This is a genomic window from Allorhizocola rhizosphaerae (genome assembly GCF_003426775.1).
Classification (GTDB): Bacteria; Actinomycetota; Actinomycetes; order Mycobacteriales; family Micromonosporaceae; genus Allorhizocola; species Allorhizocola rhizosphaerae.
Genome location: NZ_QJUG01000004.1, coordinates 24,703 through 38,698, shown reverse-complemented (window position 1 = coordinate 38,698; position 13,996 = coordinate 24,703). Strand labels below are relative to the sequence as shown.

The following is a 13,996-nucleotide window of genomic DNA, read 5'->3' as shown; positions in this document are numbered from 1 at the left end:
AGCGTGTAAAACCTTCCAAGATTGACTGTCGTACCCGGGCGCGAGACTGCGGGCGTGACAAAGCAGTGGGAACACCTCCTCGTGCTCCAGTCGGGAGTCGTTACCTACCAACAGGCAGTGACGCACACGAGCCGCAGCCATGTCGCGCACCAAGTGGCGAAGGAGCGATGGCGCCGTGCCTCGCAGGGAGTCTTCGTCACCACTGGCGGGCAGCTCACCACCCGGCAGAAGCATTGGGTGGCTGTGCTGGGCATCGGGGAAGGGGCCGTCCTCGCGGGGCTGGCGGCCGCGCGAGAAGGCGGCCTGCGGCTCGAAACCCAGGAGGTCGTCGACCTCCTCGTTCCCGGCGGCGTCCGTCGCAAGCCGAAGCTCCTGCTCAGAGACATGCCTCAGATTAGGGTGCATCGCACGGCCAAATCTCCCAAACGGATTGGCGCTCCAGCGAGGACCACGATGGCGCGAAGCGTTGTCGATGCGGCACAGTGGGCGCGCAGCGACAAGGAGGCGCAACTCATCGTGGCGGCGGCGTGCCAGCAGCGGCGGGCGACACCCGGCGAGATCCTGCGCGCCATCGCGGAGCAGCCCAGAGCCAAGCGCCGCCACCTGGTGCGCGAGACGGCCAACTACGCCGAGGGCGGCGCGACTTCCATACCAGAGATAGAGTTTGCCGTGCTGTGCCGCAGGCACGGGCTGCCCGAGCCGGATCGGCAGGTGTGGCGGCGCGACGCCAGCGGACGGATGCGTTATCTGGATGCCTATTGGCACGACCATCAACTGCACCTGGAGATCGACGGAGCGCACCACATGGACGCCGAACACTGGGGTGCCGATATGTTGCGGCAGAACGAAATCTGGCTCAAGGGCGACCGGGTGCTGCGGTTCCCGGCCTTTCTCCTGCGCACCGATCCCGAAAGCATCGTCGCTCAGCTTAGACGCGCTATGGATACGTGAAGTCTTTCGCGGGCTGGCCGGCGAGGCCGTCGCGCAACACGGTGGAGACGGTCTGGATGGGCTTGTGGGACTGCCCGTCGCCCACGACGTTGAACGGGTTGTCCGGGTCGGCGATGAAGCTGGCGGCCGCGAGCTGCGGGGTGAATCCGATGAACCAGGCCGCCCTGGTGTCGTCGGTGGTACCCGTCTTGCCCGCGACCGGCCGGCCGACCGCAGGATAGACACCCGAAGCCGTGGACCAGTCGCCGCAGTCGCCGCCCGCGGCCTTGTATCCGGTCACGCACCGCGCCGCGTCGGTGGCCGCACGCGCGACAGACTCGGGGATCGCCTGGTGGCACTTGTTTCCGAACGACACCGCCCCGCCGTCCTGCGCCGTGATGGACTCGACCGGGAGCGGCTCGCAATACTTGCCGTCCGCCGCGACGGTCGCGATCGCGTTGGCCATCTCCAGCGGGGTCGTGTCGGCCACGCCCAGGGTAAACGAGCCCCAGCCGTCGGCCCGCTCGGGCGAGGCCATCATCTTGTCGGTCTCCGAGCGCCACTTCAGGCCCAGCCGTTCGGCCATGCGCACCGCCTTTTCTGCCCCGACCGCCTGTTCCAGCTGCACGAAGTAGGTGTTGACGGACTTGCCGAAGCCGGACCACATGGTGTGCGTGCCGGTCATCGACGCATTCGCGTTCACCGGGCACCACCGGTCGCCACACGACGACGGCGAGCCGGGATCGTTGAGGTAGATGCTGACATACCGGTGCGGCGCATGATAACTGGTCGTCAGCGGCATGCCCGCCTCAAGCGCCGCAACGAGTGTGAAGAGTTTGAACGTCGAGCCGGCCTGATAGCCGGGCATGTCGCCGCCGCCGAGCAACGGGTTGACCGTGTTCGGGTAGTTGCCCGGGATGGCACTGGCCTTGGCCGGGTCGGTGTGCGGGCCGTTGCCACTCTGGTCCACCGAATACTTCCGGTTGACGGCCATGGCCTTGACCTTGCCCGTGCCTGGCTCGATGGCCACCACCCCGTGCGCGAACACGCTGTCCTCCTTCTCCTTGGAGGCGATTTCGTTGCGCGCTATCGTCTGGATCGCGGGATCCAGTGTGGTGACTATCCGGTACCCACTACGCAACAGCTTGTCCAAACGCTCATTGGGGTTGGCGCCGAACGCCTCCTGCCGCATCCACCACGATTTGAAGAAGTCACAGAAGAATCCCCAGCCGTCATGGGCGGCAACGCAGTCGCGCGGCGGGTCATACACCTTGAGTGCCAACGGTTCCCGCTTGGCGGCCTCCGCCTCCTCGGGGGTCACCAGCTTCTGATCGGCCATCTGGGTGAGCACCCAGTCGCGCCGGTCCTTGGCCGCCGCGGAATCCTGCGCCGCCGGATCGTAATCGGTTGGCGCCTTGACCAGACCGGCGAGCATCGCCGACTCGGCCAGCGTCACCTGCGCGGGCGCCTTCGAAAGGTAGATCTCGGCCGCGGCGAACACACCGTAGGCTCGGTGTCCAAAGTAGGCGGTGTTGAGGTACCGCTCAAGAATCTCGGGTTTGCTCAGTCTCTTCTCAATCTCCAGGGCGATGCGCACCTCGCGCACCTTGCGCCGGGTCGTCTGCTCGGTGGCCTCGATGACTTCGTTTGGAGTCCGGGCCGAGTCGCGCAGCGCCATCCGCACATACTGCATTGTCAGTGTGGATGCGCCCTGCTCCACCTCACCGGCCTTCTGGTTGGCCACGAACGCCCGCGCCATGCCCTTCACGTCGACGCCGTTGTGCTGGAAGAATCTCGAATCCTCCGCGGCGATGACGGCATGCTGAAGATGTTGCGGTATCTCATTTATTTTGAGGTACCGGCGGTGCTCCTCGTAGAACATCGCAAGCAGTGTCTGATTGTCGGCCCCGTAGACGTAGCTCGTCTGTCCGGCCGGCACGTCGGCCAGGTTGTTGGGCACGCTCAGCCACTTTTCGCTGCCCTCCTTGGCTGCCATCCCGAGGGCGATCCCCAGCGGGGCGAGCACGATCCCCATCACCAACCCGGCCAAGAGCCCGGCCCTGAGCACCTGCGGGATGCGTTCGAAGAATTCTCCCACCATGCTTACGCTACAAATGGTTCGCCCCTGCCCGCAGGCGTTTGCGATATGTTCCCGGCGCGATCCCGAATTCGCGCTTGAATGCCCGCGCGAAGGCGAACTCGGAGGTGTATCCGGCTCGGGTCGCGACCGCCGCCACGGGTGCGTCGTTTTCCTGAAGCCGCCGCGCGGCCACGGTCATCCGCCACCACGTGAGATAGGCCAGCGGCGGCCGGCCGACCTGCTCGGTGAACCGGCGGGCAAACGTGGCCCGCGAAAGCCCGCCCAACCGCCCGAGCTCGGCGACCGTCCACGCCCGGCCCGGCTCCCGATGGACGGCCTCCAGCGCGGCCCGCACCGGCGGGTCGCGCAGCGCCAGCGCCCAACCGCCCGAGTCGGGCCGGTCGTCGAACCAGGCCCGCAGGATGTAGAGCAGCAGCAGGTCTACGAGCGCGGGCACACCGGCCCCACCGGCCGTGTCGAGCTCGTGCCCGAGCAACTCGACCGCCGCGCGCAGCGGGGCATTCCGCCCGACCCCAGTGGACAGATGGATCACTTCGGGCAGATCCTGCAGGAGCGGGTGCGGGCGGGCGAGGTCGAGATGGTAGGCCCCGCACAGCAATACGGTCTGTGCACCCGTGCCGTCGTGGACACCCGCGCCGAAAACCTTCAGCGGTGTGCGCGGGTCGTCGGCCAGCCCGTGTCGCCCACCGCCGCGCAGGAACACGACATCGCCCGGCCCGAGCGCGACCGGCGCGCCTTTCGACGGCAGGAGCCAGCACGAGCCTTGCAGCACCACGTGAAACGCCGCCCCGGCGATCTTGTCGAAGCTCAGGCCCCAAGGCGCACGCACCTCGGTGCGCGTCGACCCAGGCTGCTGCCCCGACCGCATGGCGGCAAGCGCGTCACCGAGCACGTCCACGGCTCCAATCGTATCGTCGCTGAGACGATCGGGTATGGATCGCGGACGCATTGTGCTTGGACATCTCATGCGGACCGCCTTACGGTTGGCCACGTGAAAGCTATTGTGCAGACCGCGCTTGGCGGCCCAGAGGTCCTCCAATACACCGAAGTCGTGCCGCCCGTGGCAGGGCCCGACGATGTCGTCGTCCGCGTGCGTGCCGCGAGCGTGAACCCCGCCGACTGGAAGATCCGCGCGGGGGCCGTGCCTTTTCCGGTCGAACTCCCACACATCCCCGGGTTCGACCTGTCCGGTGTCGTCGAGTCGGTGGGCGAGCGCGTCAGCCGGTTCCAGCCCGGCGATGAGGTGTTCGGCATGCCGAGGTTTTTCGCGCGGGCCTACGCCGAATACGCGCGCGTGCCCGAGGCGGATCTCGCGGCCAAGCCCGCCACGCTCGACCACGTCCAGGCCGCCGGGCTGGCCTCGGTCGGGCTCACGGCATGGCAGGGGCTCGTTCACATCGCCGGGGTCAAGCCGGGCCAACGCGTTTTGGTCCATGCTGCGGCCGGAGGCGTCGGTCACGTCGCCGTGCAGATCGCCAAAGCGCTTGGTGCGCATGTCATCGGCACCGCCCGCGCGTCCAATCACGACTTCCTGCGCGAGCTGGGCGCCGACGAGACCATCGACTACTCCACAGTGGACTTCGCCGACGCCGTGCGCGATGTCGACGTGGTACTCGACAATATCGGCGACTCCTACGGCGCCCGATCGTTACCGACCCTCGCACCGGGCGGGATTCTCGTCAGCACGCTCTGGGACCGGCCCGGAGTCACCGATCAGGATGCCTCACGAAGGGGCGTGCGTCTCGAGGCGGTGCAGGTCGCGCCGTCGGCCGACGACCTCGAAGCTCTCGCCAAGCTCGACCAGTTGCGCGTGCACGTGCAGGAGGTCTTCCCGCTGCACGAGGCCGCTCTGGCCCACCGCACCAGCGAAACCGCCCGAGTCAGGGGCAAACTGGTGCTCATACCCTGAGTCAATGCCAGCGTAGTCTGCGGTTGCTGAGGTCGCAGTCGACGGCGATTAGCCCAACGACGATTTCCGGGCTGTTGTAAGCGCACGTTCTTGTCCCGGCGCTCTGCAGGCGAGTCCCCGATCTGGAGCCCACGTCGAGGCGGATCCACTGCTGATGCCCGTTTGGCGCGATTCGATGCGTCCGGGGCAGCGCGTTCTGTGCGGCGGCGGGGGATACTTCATCGGGATACCGGAGGACCCGCCGCCAGCGGTGTGGGGCATACGGATCAGGCCCGGTATCACCGCGCCCTGTCGTTGAACCGCGGGTGCCGCTGCCCGCGGGGGCGGCGGCACCTCTCCCCCCGGCAAAGGAGCAATGCCATGCGCAGATGTTTTCGCGGTGTCCTGCGCGCCGGATTGAGCGCACCCTTTGTTTTCGCGGTGTCCTGCGCGCCCTATTGAGCGCACCATTTGTACGCGCTGGGCAGCAAGCGATGCGCCGTGTCGGATGAACCGGACAGTTGGGCGCCTTTGATCAGGTCAGCGCGCGCACCGCGTCGGCGACCACGCCGTGCGCCGCCGCCAGCGCTTCGCGGGCGGTGGCCGCGTCCACTGTGGACAGCAGCATGACCAGTGCCACCGGCAACTCCTGGCCCGCCGCGTCGATGGCCGCCTGCGCCACGTCCGGGTCGACCCCGGTCGCGCTGACCAGGGTGCGCACCGCACGCTGGCGCAGCTTGGCGTTGGTGGGCACGGCGCACACCATGAGGTTGGACCAGGTCCGTCCAATCCGGACCATCACCGCGGTCGAAAACGTGTGCAGCACCAACTTTGCCGCCGTCCCTGCCTTCATCCGGGTCGAGCCGGTGATGACCTCCGGCCCGGTGTTGACTGCGATGTCGATGTCCGCGTATTCGGCCAGCGGCGCGTGCGGGTGCGACGAGATGAGCGCCGTGGTCGCCCCGACCTTGCGCGCCTGCCGCAAAGCCCCCGCCACATACGGCGTCGCCCCGCTCGCCGCCACGCCGATCACCAGATCCTGCGAGGTCACCGACGCGGCATCGCGCTCCCCCGCCGCGTCGTCGTCCTCGGCGGACTCGACGGCGCTCCACAGCGCCTCGAGTCCGCCGGCGACGTGCGCCACGACCTTGTCCGGGTCGAGGCTGAAGGTGGGCCGCAATTCGGCAGCGTCGGCGAACGCGGCCCGGCCCGAGGTGCCGGCGCCGAAGTAGTGGATCCGCCCGCCGGAGCGCAGCGCGCGCACCCCGGCCTGGACGGCCAACTCGATCTGCGGCAACACGGCTGCGACCGCCCCGGGGACGGTCGCATCCTGTTCGTTGATGAGGCGCAGCAGGTCGGGAAGAGGCATGGCATCCAAGTGCATGGATGCCGGATTGCGCTCCTCAGTGGGTACGGCGGCCGCTGCGTGCACGATCAACTCCCGTTCGTGTGGATATCGCCTGCTGGGCCTGCTCGAACGCGGCCCATGCCTCCTCGCCCCGATACTGCGCGAGCGCGACGAACAGGCAGTCGGTCACGTACAGCTGGGCGATCCGGCTCACGGTCGCACCCGTGCGGAACAGCACGTCCTCCTGCCCGGCGCTGGCGAGCACCACGTCGACCTGCTCGGCCAGCGACGAGTGCGGATAGTTGGTCACCGCGATGGTCGTGGCGCCACGCTCTCCCGCGACCCGCATCGGGTCGAGCACCTCGTGCGTCTGGCCCGAGTGCGACACACCGATCGCGACATCACCCGGCTTCAGGTGTGCCGCCGAGCCCAGCGACAGGTGCACATCCGAATACGCGACCGTTACCAGGCCCAGGTGCGAGAGCTTGTGGTGCAGATCGTGCACGACCACATCCGAGGCGCCCACGCCGTAGATGTCGACCTTGCGCGCCCCCGATATGCTCTCGACCGCCCGTGCCAGGGCCGACAGGTCGAACGTTTCGAACGTGTCCTGGATCGCCTGCTGCGACGCGAGCGCGATCTTGCGGCTGATGGCGGGCAGCGGGTCGTCTGCCGCGATCTCCGCCTCGGCGCCGATCGGCAGCTGACGCCCGGCCGCCTCCTGCTTGTATCCGGCCACCGCGAGCAGCAGGCGCAGCTCCTGGTACCCATTCAAACCAATGCTTCGGCAAAAACGGGTCACGGTGGTGGCAGAGGTCCCTGCGCGCCGGGCAAGCTCGGAGATGCCCACCCGTGCGATCTCAGCGGGCTGGTCGAGCACGAGCCGCCCCACGGCCCGCTCGGATTCGGCCAGGGTCGGTAATAAGCCACGCAGCCTGACGATCAGCGTCTCGGCGTCGCTCTCGGTGGTCACCGACATCACATCCCTCATTTCAACTGCCCGGCGGTCAGCCCCGACTGGACCTGACGCTGGAATACGGCGTAGACGATGAGCACAGGAATGATGGCCAGGGTCAGCCCGGCGAACAGACGCGAGTAGTCCCCCCGGTAACCCTCGTTGACCGCCAGTGCCGCCAGACCCTGCGCCAACACGTAGTTTTCTTCCTTGTCGCTGACCAGCACCACCGGCAGCAGGTACTGGTTCCACTGGCCGAGCAGGTTAAAGATCCCGACACTGATCAGGCCGGGCTTGGCCATCGGGAGCATCACCCGGAAGAACAGGGAGAACGGACCACACCCGTCGATCATCGCGGCCTCGGCGACGGCGGTCGGCAGGGTCCGGAAGAACGCGGACAGGAAGAACACCGTGAACGGCAGCGAGTAGGCGGTGTAGACCATCATCAGGCCCGGCAGCGTATTGAGCAGCCCGACGTTGCGCACCACGGCGAACAGCGGCACCAGCGCGAGGAACACCGGGAACATCATCCCGCCGACGAACATGAAGTAGATGAGCCGGTTGCCCGGGAACTTGTAGCGCGCCAAGGCATACGCGGTCGTCGACCCGAGCAGCATGGTGAGCGTCAGCGACACCGACAGGACGATCAGGCTGTTGAGGAAGTACTGTCCAATGTGTCCATGGGTCCACGCGCGCCCGAAGTTTTCCCACCGCAGCGCGCCCGGCAGGCCCCACGGATCGCTCAGGATCTCGTTGTCGTCCTTGAACGAGCTGATGAACACCCACAGCAGCGGCAGTGCCGTCATCAGCCCCCAGACGACCAGAAACGCCTGCGGGAACGGGTTTTTGAGCAGCCTCACGAGAACTCCACCTTCTCGCGGCGGGACAGGCGCAGCGCGATCACGGTCACGCTCAGCGTCAGGAAGAACATGATCACACCGATGGCCGACGCCTCGCCGAACTTGAACTCGCCGAACGCCACGTCATACATGCGCTGGCCGACCACGTCGGTGGAGAAGTTGGGCCCACCGCGCGTCATCACCTGCACGAGGGCGAACCCGTCCAGCGCGAGGATGGCAAGGTACACCCAGGCGACTTGAACGGTATCCCACACGAGCGGAAGGGTTATCCGCCAGAGGGCTGTCCATCGGTTGGCACCGTCGAGGGCGACCGCCTCGTAGATGTCGCGCGGGATCGACTGCATCGCCGCGCCGAACAGCACCACATAGAAGCCGACGTTGGCCCACACCATGACGGCGAGCACCGCCCAGAACGCGACATCCGGGTCGCCCAGCCAGGTCTTGGTCAGCGAGTCGAGCCCGAGCGCGCGCAGCCCACCGTTGATCAGCCCACTGCGCGGGTTGTAGAGCTCCTTCCACAGCACGCCGATCACCGCGACCGAAAGCACCTGCGGCGCGAAGAAAATCACCTTGTACAGGCCGGATCCGGGCAGCCCGCGGACCCGGCCCTGTCCGCCGCCCACGTTGAGCATCGACGCCAGGAACAGCCCGAGCACGATCGTAATGACCGGCAGCAGGACCATCAGCACAGCGTTGTGCCACAGGGCGTTGCGCAGGTATTCATCCTTGGCGAGCCTGACGAAGTTGTCGAAGCCCACCCAGTTGTAGGTGTCCGACAGCCCCAGCCAGTCCGTGCCGGAGATGTAGAACGCCTGCGCGTACGGCGAGATGACAAAGTAGATGTACAGCCCGAGTGCTGGCAGCAGGAATGCTGCCAGCAACGGGTACTTTCCGTGTTTCATGCGCTGCGCTTGTACTTCTTGAACGTGGTGTCGGCGGCGATCTCGTCGGCGCCCTTCTGGCACTTGGCCAGGAACTCCTGCGGACCGATGCGCCCCGAGAAGAACTCACCGCAGGCCGCGTCCACCAGGTTGCGCTCCAGCTTGCGGTAGTACACCGGGTACACCCAGTTGAAGCCCTTGTCGCCGGATGCCTTGAGCGCCTCGACGCACGACTTGAGGCCGGGCGGCAGCTGCACGCCTTCGGCCGAGCCGGCGACGATGGTCAGGCTGGACACCTTCTGCGTGAAGTCCTTGGCGCCCTTCATGGACAGCATGGTGCGCAGGTATTCCTTGCCACCGCGCTCGTTTTTGGCCTTGGCCGGCACGATGAACGGCTCGCCGGCCGTGCCGCGGATGGCCGCGAACGGCAGCTTGTCGCCCGCCCCGAGGCTCGGCGTCGGGCCGACGGCCATGTCGAAGTCGGCCGGGGTCACGGCCTTCTGCTCGTTTTCCAGCCAGGAGCCGGACGACACGAACACGGCCTTGCCCTTGGACCACTCGGTCTGCGACTGCTTGTGGTCCAAGCCGGACGATCCCTCAAGGATGTAGCCGTCCTTGACGATCTGGTGCCACGCGTCGGCGGCCATCTTCATGGGCTCGGACGTCCACGCGCCCGGCTCCAGGTTGTCGATGTTCAACGCGACCTGCGGGCCACCGAACTTGATCGCGGTCGAGATCACCGGCCAGCTCATGTAGCGCGGGTGCAGGCCCTGGTAGGTCCACGGCGCGATGCCTGCGGCCTTGATCTGCTTGCAGAGCGCGATGTGCTCGTCCCAGGTCTTCGGGTAGGTCCAGCCCTTGTCGTTGAAGAGTTTCTTCGAGTACCAGATCCCGTACACCGTGTAGGCGTAGTTCAGGATATGCACCTTGTCGCCGAACGTGCCGGTCTCGACCGCACCGGGCAGCAGCGTCTGCCGCACGGTCTTGCCCGGCTGGTCAAGGCTGGGCGCGTCGAGCAGGTCCTTGAGGTCGGCCAGCTGTGCTTGCGCCACAAGCGAACCGGGGTCGATCTGGCCCGCGCCGGAGTTGTTGATGACGTCAGGCGGGGTGCCGTCGATGAACCGCGGCTGGAGCGTCTTGCCGATCTCGGTCACCGCCGTGTGGGTGATCGTGACCTTCGGGAAGTTCTCCTTGAACATGGCCTGGTGCGCCTTGGCGTAGTCCTCGCCGAAGCCGCCGTTGAAGATGACGACCTCAAGCGGCGCGTCATCTTTGACACCGAGTGGGTTCTTGGCGTCGGCCTGCCCCTCGACCTTTTCGGTGTTGCCACCGCCGCCGACCGCACAGCCGGCCATGACCGCCGGTGCGATCGCGGCCGCCGCGCCCAACACGGTCCGGCGGCTTACCTCGTGTGCACTCATCAGGGGTTTCCGTCCTTAGTGGCAGAGAATCGTGCTCGTGATGCTTCCTCGGTTTTTCCGCCACGTCAATAGTTCACGAGATAACGGTTTGAACGGTTAATTCTTCACCCGAATCCGGGGACCATCGCCCCGACGACCCACCGACACCAGCTATACGCGTCACGCGGAAAACAAAGCCAGGCTGGGGGCGTTTTGTGGCAGTTGTCCGTTGACTGCGGCTTTTGCCAGGGCCAGCGCACCGTCCACCCCGGACCCTTTGGCGCTGCGTAGCTCCACGTCGCCCAGCCTTTCGACGAACGCCTCCCACAGCACCCCGCCGATCTGGAACAGGTTGCCCGTCGTCACGATGACACGCGGTGCACCCTCGGGCAGCGCGGCGAGCGCCGTATCGGCCAGATGCCCACCCGCTTCCGCAAGAATCCCTTGCGCCACGGGATCGCCCGCCTCGACGACTGCTGGGACAAAAGATGCCATTAATCCGGTACGGTCCACACGCTCGGTGATCTCGGCGACCAGTTTGGCCGGGTCTCCAAACCGCTCCACCACCTTTTCGTAGAGCGCTCGCGATCCCCCCGGCCGCCCATCGGCCGCACGCAGCGCGGCCTGCATGCCGTGCCGCCCGATCCAGCTCCCGCCGCCGTGATCGCCCAGCAGATAGCCCCAGCCGTCGACGCGCCGCCAGGTGCCGCGCATGTCGGAGCCTAGCGCGACCGCGCCCGTGCCGGCCGCGATCACGACGCCCGGCGCAAGCCCGAGCGCACCCGCGTAACTTGTCAGCATGTCCGAGCAGAGCACGACCCGCTGCGCGGCCACGTTGGGCGGGATCCGCTCCATCAGGGTCGCGCCGAGCATCTGGAACCCGGTCGAGCCCATCGCCACGGCGTCCACTTCGGACAGGTGCGCCTGGGCGAGCAGGTCACGCACGAGCGCGATGACGGCGTCCGCCCGGTCGGTGATCCCGGCCAGCTCGGCCGTTGCCACGATGTCGTCGCCTTTGGCCTCGCCTTCAGCGTCGCCGCCCGTGGCGTAGTCGCTTTTGGCGAGGGCGCCGCGCGCACCGGTTCCGCCGACATCGACCCCAATCACCAACATGCCTGATATGTTAGCGATTAACGCTGGCGTGTGAACCCCCGTGAACTATTGACAGCGAGTGTACGGGCGTTGAAGCTTTCCACCATGAAGGCAACCCGTCGAACTATGTTGCTCGCGGCAGGCTCCGCCGCGTTATTGACTCCCCTGGTCGGGTCCGCTCCGGCCGCCGCGGAATGGGGGACGCCGCCCGAACCCAACCCCTTCACCCCCAAGCGCCAGTTCCGAGCGATGTGGATCGCGTCGGTGCAGCGGCTCGACTGGCCCAGCGTGGGCACGGTCGACCAGCAGAAGGCCGAATACGTGGCCATGCTCGACTACGCGGTCGCCAACAGGCACAACGCGGTGATCGTACAGGTGCGCCCGACCGCCGACTCGTTCTGGCTCGACGCGCTGGAGCCGTGGTCGCGCTATCTGACCGGCACGGCCGGGCAGGACCCCGGCTGGGACCCGATGGCGTTCCTGGTCGGCGAGGCACACGCGCGCAACCTCGAATTCCACGCGTGGTTCAACCCGTACCGGATCAGCATGCCCGCGTCCGCCACCGAGGCGGGCAACGACATCACGAAGCTGCCCGCCAACCACCCGGTGCGCAACCATCCGGAGTGGACGGTGCCCTACCCGGTGAACCACGCGGCCGGGCGGCTCTACTACAACCCGGGCATCCCGGCCGTGCGCGCGTTCGTGCAGGACGCCGTGATGGACGCGGTCGAGAAATACGACGTCGACGGCGTGCACTTTGACGACTACTTCTACCCCTACCCGGCCGCGGGCCAGGACTTCGACGACGCGACGACGTTCGCGCAGTATGGCGCCGGCTGGACGGACAAGAACGACTGGCGGCGCAACAACATCAACCTGCTGATCCAGGAGATGGGCCAGCGCATCAAGGCGGCCAAGCCGTGGGTCAAGTTCGGCGTCAGCCCGTTCGGCATCTGGCGCAACAAGCCCACCGACCCGCTGGGCTCGGAAACCAATGGGCTGCAATCATTCGACGCGATCTACGCCGACAGCCGCAAGTGGGTCAAGGAGCAGTGGATCGACTACATCGTGCCGCAGATCTACTGGAACATCGGGCTCGCTGTCGCCGACTACGCCAAGCTCACCCCGTGGTGGTCTGATGTCGTTTCCGGTACCAATGTCCACCTCTACATCGGGCATGCCAACTACAAGGTCGCGGCGGCGGGTCAGCCGGCCGCTTGGTTCGACCCGATCGAAATCAGCAAGCAGCTGACCTTCAACCACGACCACAACGTGCACGGCGACGTGCACTTCCGCGCGAAAATCGTCATCGCCGACCCGATCGGCTCGACGACGCGCTTTGTCGCCGACCACTACAGCCGGCCGGCCCTCGTGCCGCGGATGTCGCACCTGCCCGCGAAACCCTTGCTGTTCCCGGTTGTCACGCGGGTGTCGCGGTCGGAAGCCGGCGTGACACTCAGGCTGCGGCCGACCGCGCAGGGCTACCCGTTCGGTGAAGTCACCTCATACGCCGTTTATCGGTTCGCCACCAACGAGCTGCCGTACTTCGACGACGCGCGAGCCCTCGTCGGCACGGTGCGCCGGACGGGCTCGGAAACCACGTTCACCGACACGACAGCCGTGGCGGGCGAGCGATACTACTACCTCGTCACCGCCCTCGACCGCCTCTGGAACGAATCCCCACCCAGCCCACCCCGCTTCGCCTAACCCCACACCCTTTTCCCGTTGATCATGAGCTTATGTCCATGTTCGGAAGCGACACACCGCCGAAGATGGACATAAGTTCATGATCAACGGGAAAGGTAGGGTTGGGGGTCATGAGCTTTCCTGCTTCGGCCGAGCCGGTACCAGATGTCGAGCGCGTGCTTTGCGTGTTCGCCCACCCCGACGATGTCGATTTTGGCGCCGGCGGCACGGTCGCCCGCTGGGTCGACGACGGCCTGGAGGTCTCCTACCTGCTGGTGACCCGCGGCGACTCGGGCGGATTCGACGACACCCCGCGTGACCGGATGCCCGTCATCCGCGAGGCCGAGCAGCGCGCCGCGGCGGCGATCCTCGGCGTGAAGCAGGTCGAATTCCTTGAGGGCTACAGCGACGGCAGCGTCACCCCGAGCCTGGCCCTGCGCAAGGACATCATGGCCGCGATCCGCCGCTTCCGCCCCGACCGCATCCTCACCAACTCGCCGCTACGCCGCTGGGAACGCATCTCCGGCCCGAGCCACCCCGACCACCTCGCGGTCGGCGAGGCCACGACATGCGCGGTCTATCCGGACGCGCGCAACGAGTTCGCCCACATGGACCTCGGCCTGCCACCGTGGACCGTGCGCGAGATGTGGTTCAGCGGCGGCCCCGACCCCGACCACGCCGTGGACGTCACCGACACCTTCGACCGCAAGCTCGCCGCCCTGCGCGCCCACGTCACCCAGACTTCGCACATGACCGACCTGGAGGCCCGCCTGCGCGAGCGACTGTCCACTCCCGACGGCCGGCTCGCCGAGCTGTTCACCATCATCCGCACCGAGTGAGGTGCCGTGCTTCCCT

12 protein-coding genes are annotated in these 13,996 nt (G+C 66.9%); 4 read left to right on the top strand and 8 right to left on the bottom strand.

What is annotated here, in order from left to right:
- The first annotated feature begins 54 nt into the window (after nt 1-54).
- Nucleotides 55-951 carry a PDDEXK family nuclease gene (locus DM816_RS01485; RefSeq protein ID WP_117208210.1) on the top strand — a complete coding sequence of 299 codons (897 nt, stop codon included), beginning with the start codon at nt 55-57 and terminating at the stop codon, nt 949-951.
- Here the strand turns inward: DM816_RS01485 and DM816_RS01480 are convergent.
- Nucleotides 938-3,031 (bottom strand): transglycosylase domain-containing protein, encoded by a 2,094-nt coding sequence (locus DM816_RS01480; protein ID WP_117208209.1) that lies wholly within the window; start codon nt 3,029-3,031, stop codon nt 938-940. The genes DM816_RS01485 and DM816_RS01480 overlap by 14 nt on opposite strands.
- A gap of 7 nt (nt 3,032-3,038) precedes the next feature.
- Nucleotides 3,039-3,929 carry an AraC family transcriptional regulator gene (locus DM816_RS01475; RefSeq protein WP_117208208.1) on the bottom strand — a complete coding sequence of 297 codons (891 nt, stop codon included), beginning with the start codon at nt 3,927-3,929 and terminating at the stop codon, nt 3,039-3,041.
- A 93-nt stretch (nt 3,930-4,022) separates the two neighbouring features.
- Between DM816_RS01475 and DM816_RS01470 the strand changes: the two genes are divergently transcribed.
- Nucleotides 4,023-4,940: an NADP-dependent oxidoreductase gene (locus tag DM816_RS01470; RefSeq protein WP_117208207.1), complete on the top strand. Its 918-nt coding sequence runs from the start codon at nt 4,023-4,025 to the stop codon at nt 4,938-4,940.
- A 514-nt stretch (nt 4,941-5,454) separates the two neighbouring features.
- Here DM816_RS01470 and DM816_RS01465 read toward each other — a convergent pair.
- The 6 genes from DM816_RS01465 to DM816_RS01440 form a co-directional block, all read right to left on the bottom strand.
- Nucleotides 5,455-6,288 (bottom strand): N-acetylmuramic acid 6-phosphate etherase, encoded by an 834-nt coding sequence (locus DM816_RS01465; protein WP_246001423.1) that lies wholly within the window; start codon nt 6,286-6,288, stop codon nt 5,455-5,457.
- 34 nt (nt 6,289-6,322) lie between these two features.
- Nucleotides 6,323-7,240 carry a MurR/RpiR family transcriptional regulator gene (locus tag DM816_RS01460; RefSeq protein ID WP_162906997.1) on the bottom strand — a complete coding sequence of 306 codons (918 nt, stop codon included), beginning with the start codon at nt 7,238-7,240 and terminating at the stop codon, nt 6,323-6,325.
- Between the two features lie 14 nt (nt 7,241-7,254).
- A complete protein-coding gene (locus DM816_RS01455) occupies nt 7,255-8,028 on the bottom strand; it encodes a carbohydrate ABC transporter permease (RefSeq protein ID WP_117208246.1) in 774 nt (257 codons plus the stop codon).
- 50 nt (nt 8,029-8,078) lie between these two features.
- Nucleotides 8,079-8,984 carry a carbohydrate ABC transporter permease gene (locus DM816_RS01450; protein WP_117208205.1) on the bottom strand — a complete coding sequence of 302 codons (906 nt, stop codon included), beginning with the start codon at nt 8,982-8,984 and terminating at the stop codon, nt 8,079-8,081.
- Nucleotides 8,981-10,384: an N-acetylglucosamine/diacetylchitobiose ABC transporter substrate-binding protein gene (gene ngcE, locus DM816_RS01445; protein ID WP_117208204.1), complete on the bottom strand. Its 1,404-nt coding sequence runs from the start codon at nt 10,382-10,384 to the stop codon at nt 8,981-8,983. The genes DM816_RS01450 and ngcE overlap by 4 nt, the downstream gene beginning before the upstream one ends.
- Before the next feature lie 159 nt (nt 10,385-10,543).
- On the bottom strand, nt 10,544-11,476 hold the full coding sequence (locus DM816_RS01440) for an N-acetylglucosamine kinase (protein WP_117208203.1): 933 nt from the start codon (nt 11,474-11,476) through the stop codon (nt 10,544-10,546).
- 84 nt (nt 11,477-11,560) lie between these two features.
- Here DM816_RS01440 and DM816_RS01435 point away from each other — a divergent pair, with 84 nt between their 5' ends.
- Together DM816_RS01435 and DM816_RS01430 are read left to right on the top strand one after the other, a co-directional pair.
- Nucleotides 11,561-13,162, top strand: coding sequence for a glycoside hydrolase family 10-like protein (locus DM816_RS01435; protein ID WP_117208202.1), 1,602 nt, complete (start codon nt 11,561-11,563; stop codon nt 13,160-13,162).
- Between the two features lie 110 nt (nt 13,163-13,272).
- Complete coding sequence (locus DM816_RS01430; RefSeq protein WP_117208201.1) at nt 13,273-13,980, top strand: PIG-L deacetylase family protein; 708 nt, start codon at nt 13,273-13,275, stop codon at nt 13,978-13,980.
- The last annotated feature ends 16 nt before the right edge of the window (nt 13,981-13,996 follow it).

Bases quoted from the DNA above. Each gene is read 5' to 3' on its own strand.
- DM816_RS01480 (WP_117208209.1), bottom strand. From the start codon at position 3,031: ATGGTGGGAGAATTCTTCGAACGCATCCCGCAGGTGCTCAGGGCCGGG.
- DM816_RS01465 (WP_246001423.1), bottom strand. From the start codon at position 6,288: ATGCCTCTTCCCGACCTGCTGCGCCTCATCAACGAACAGGATGCGACC.
- DM816_RS01455 (WP_117208246.1), bottom strand. From the start codon at position 8,028: ATGACGGCACTGCCGCTGCTGTGGGTGTTCATCAGCTCGTTCAAGGAC.
- DM816_RS01450 (WP_117208205.1), bottom strand. From the start codon at position 8,984: ATGAAACACGGAAAGTACCCGTTGCTGGCAGCATTCCTGCTGCCAGCA.
- ngcE (WP_117208204.1), bottom strand. From the start codon at position 10,384: ATGAGTGCACACGAGGTAAGCCGCCGGACCGTGTTGGGCGCGGCGGCC.
- DM816_RS01440 (WP_117208203.1), bottom strand. From the start codon at position 11,476: ATGTTGGTGATTGGGGTCGATGTCGGCGGAACCGGTGCGCGCGGCGCC.
- DM816_RS01435 (WP_117208202.1), top strand. From the start codon at position 11,561: ATGAAGGCAACCCGTCGAACTATGTTGCTCGCGGCAGGCTCCGCCGCG.
- DM816_RS01430 (WP_117208201.1), top strand. From the start codon at position 13,273: ATGAGCTTTCCTGCTTCGGCCGAGCCGGTACCAGATGTCGAGCGCGTG.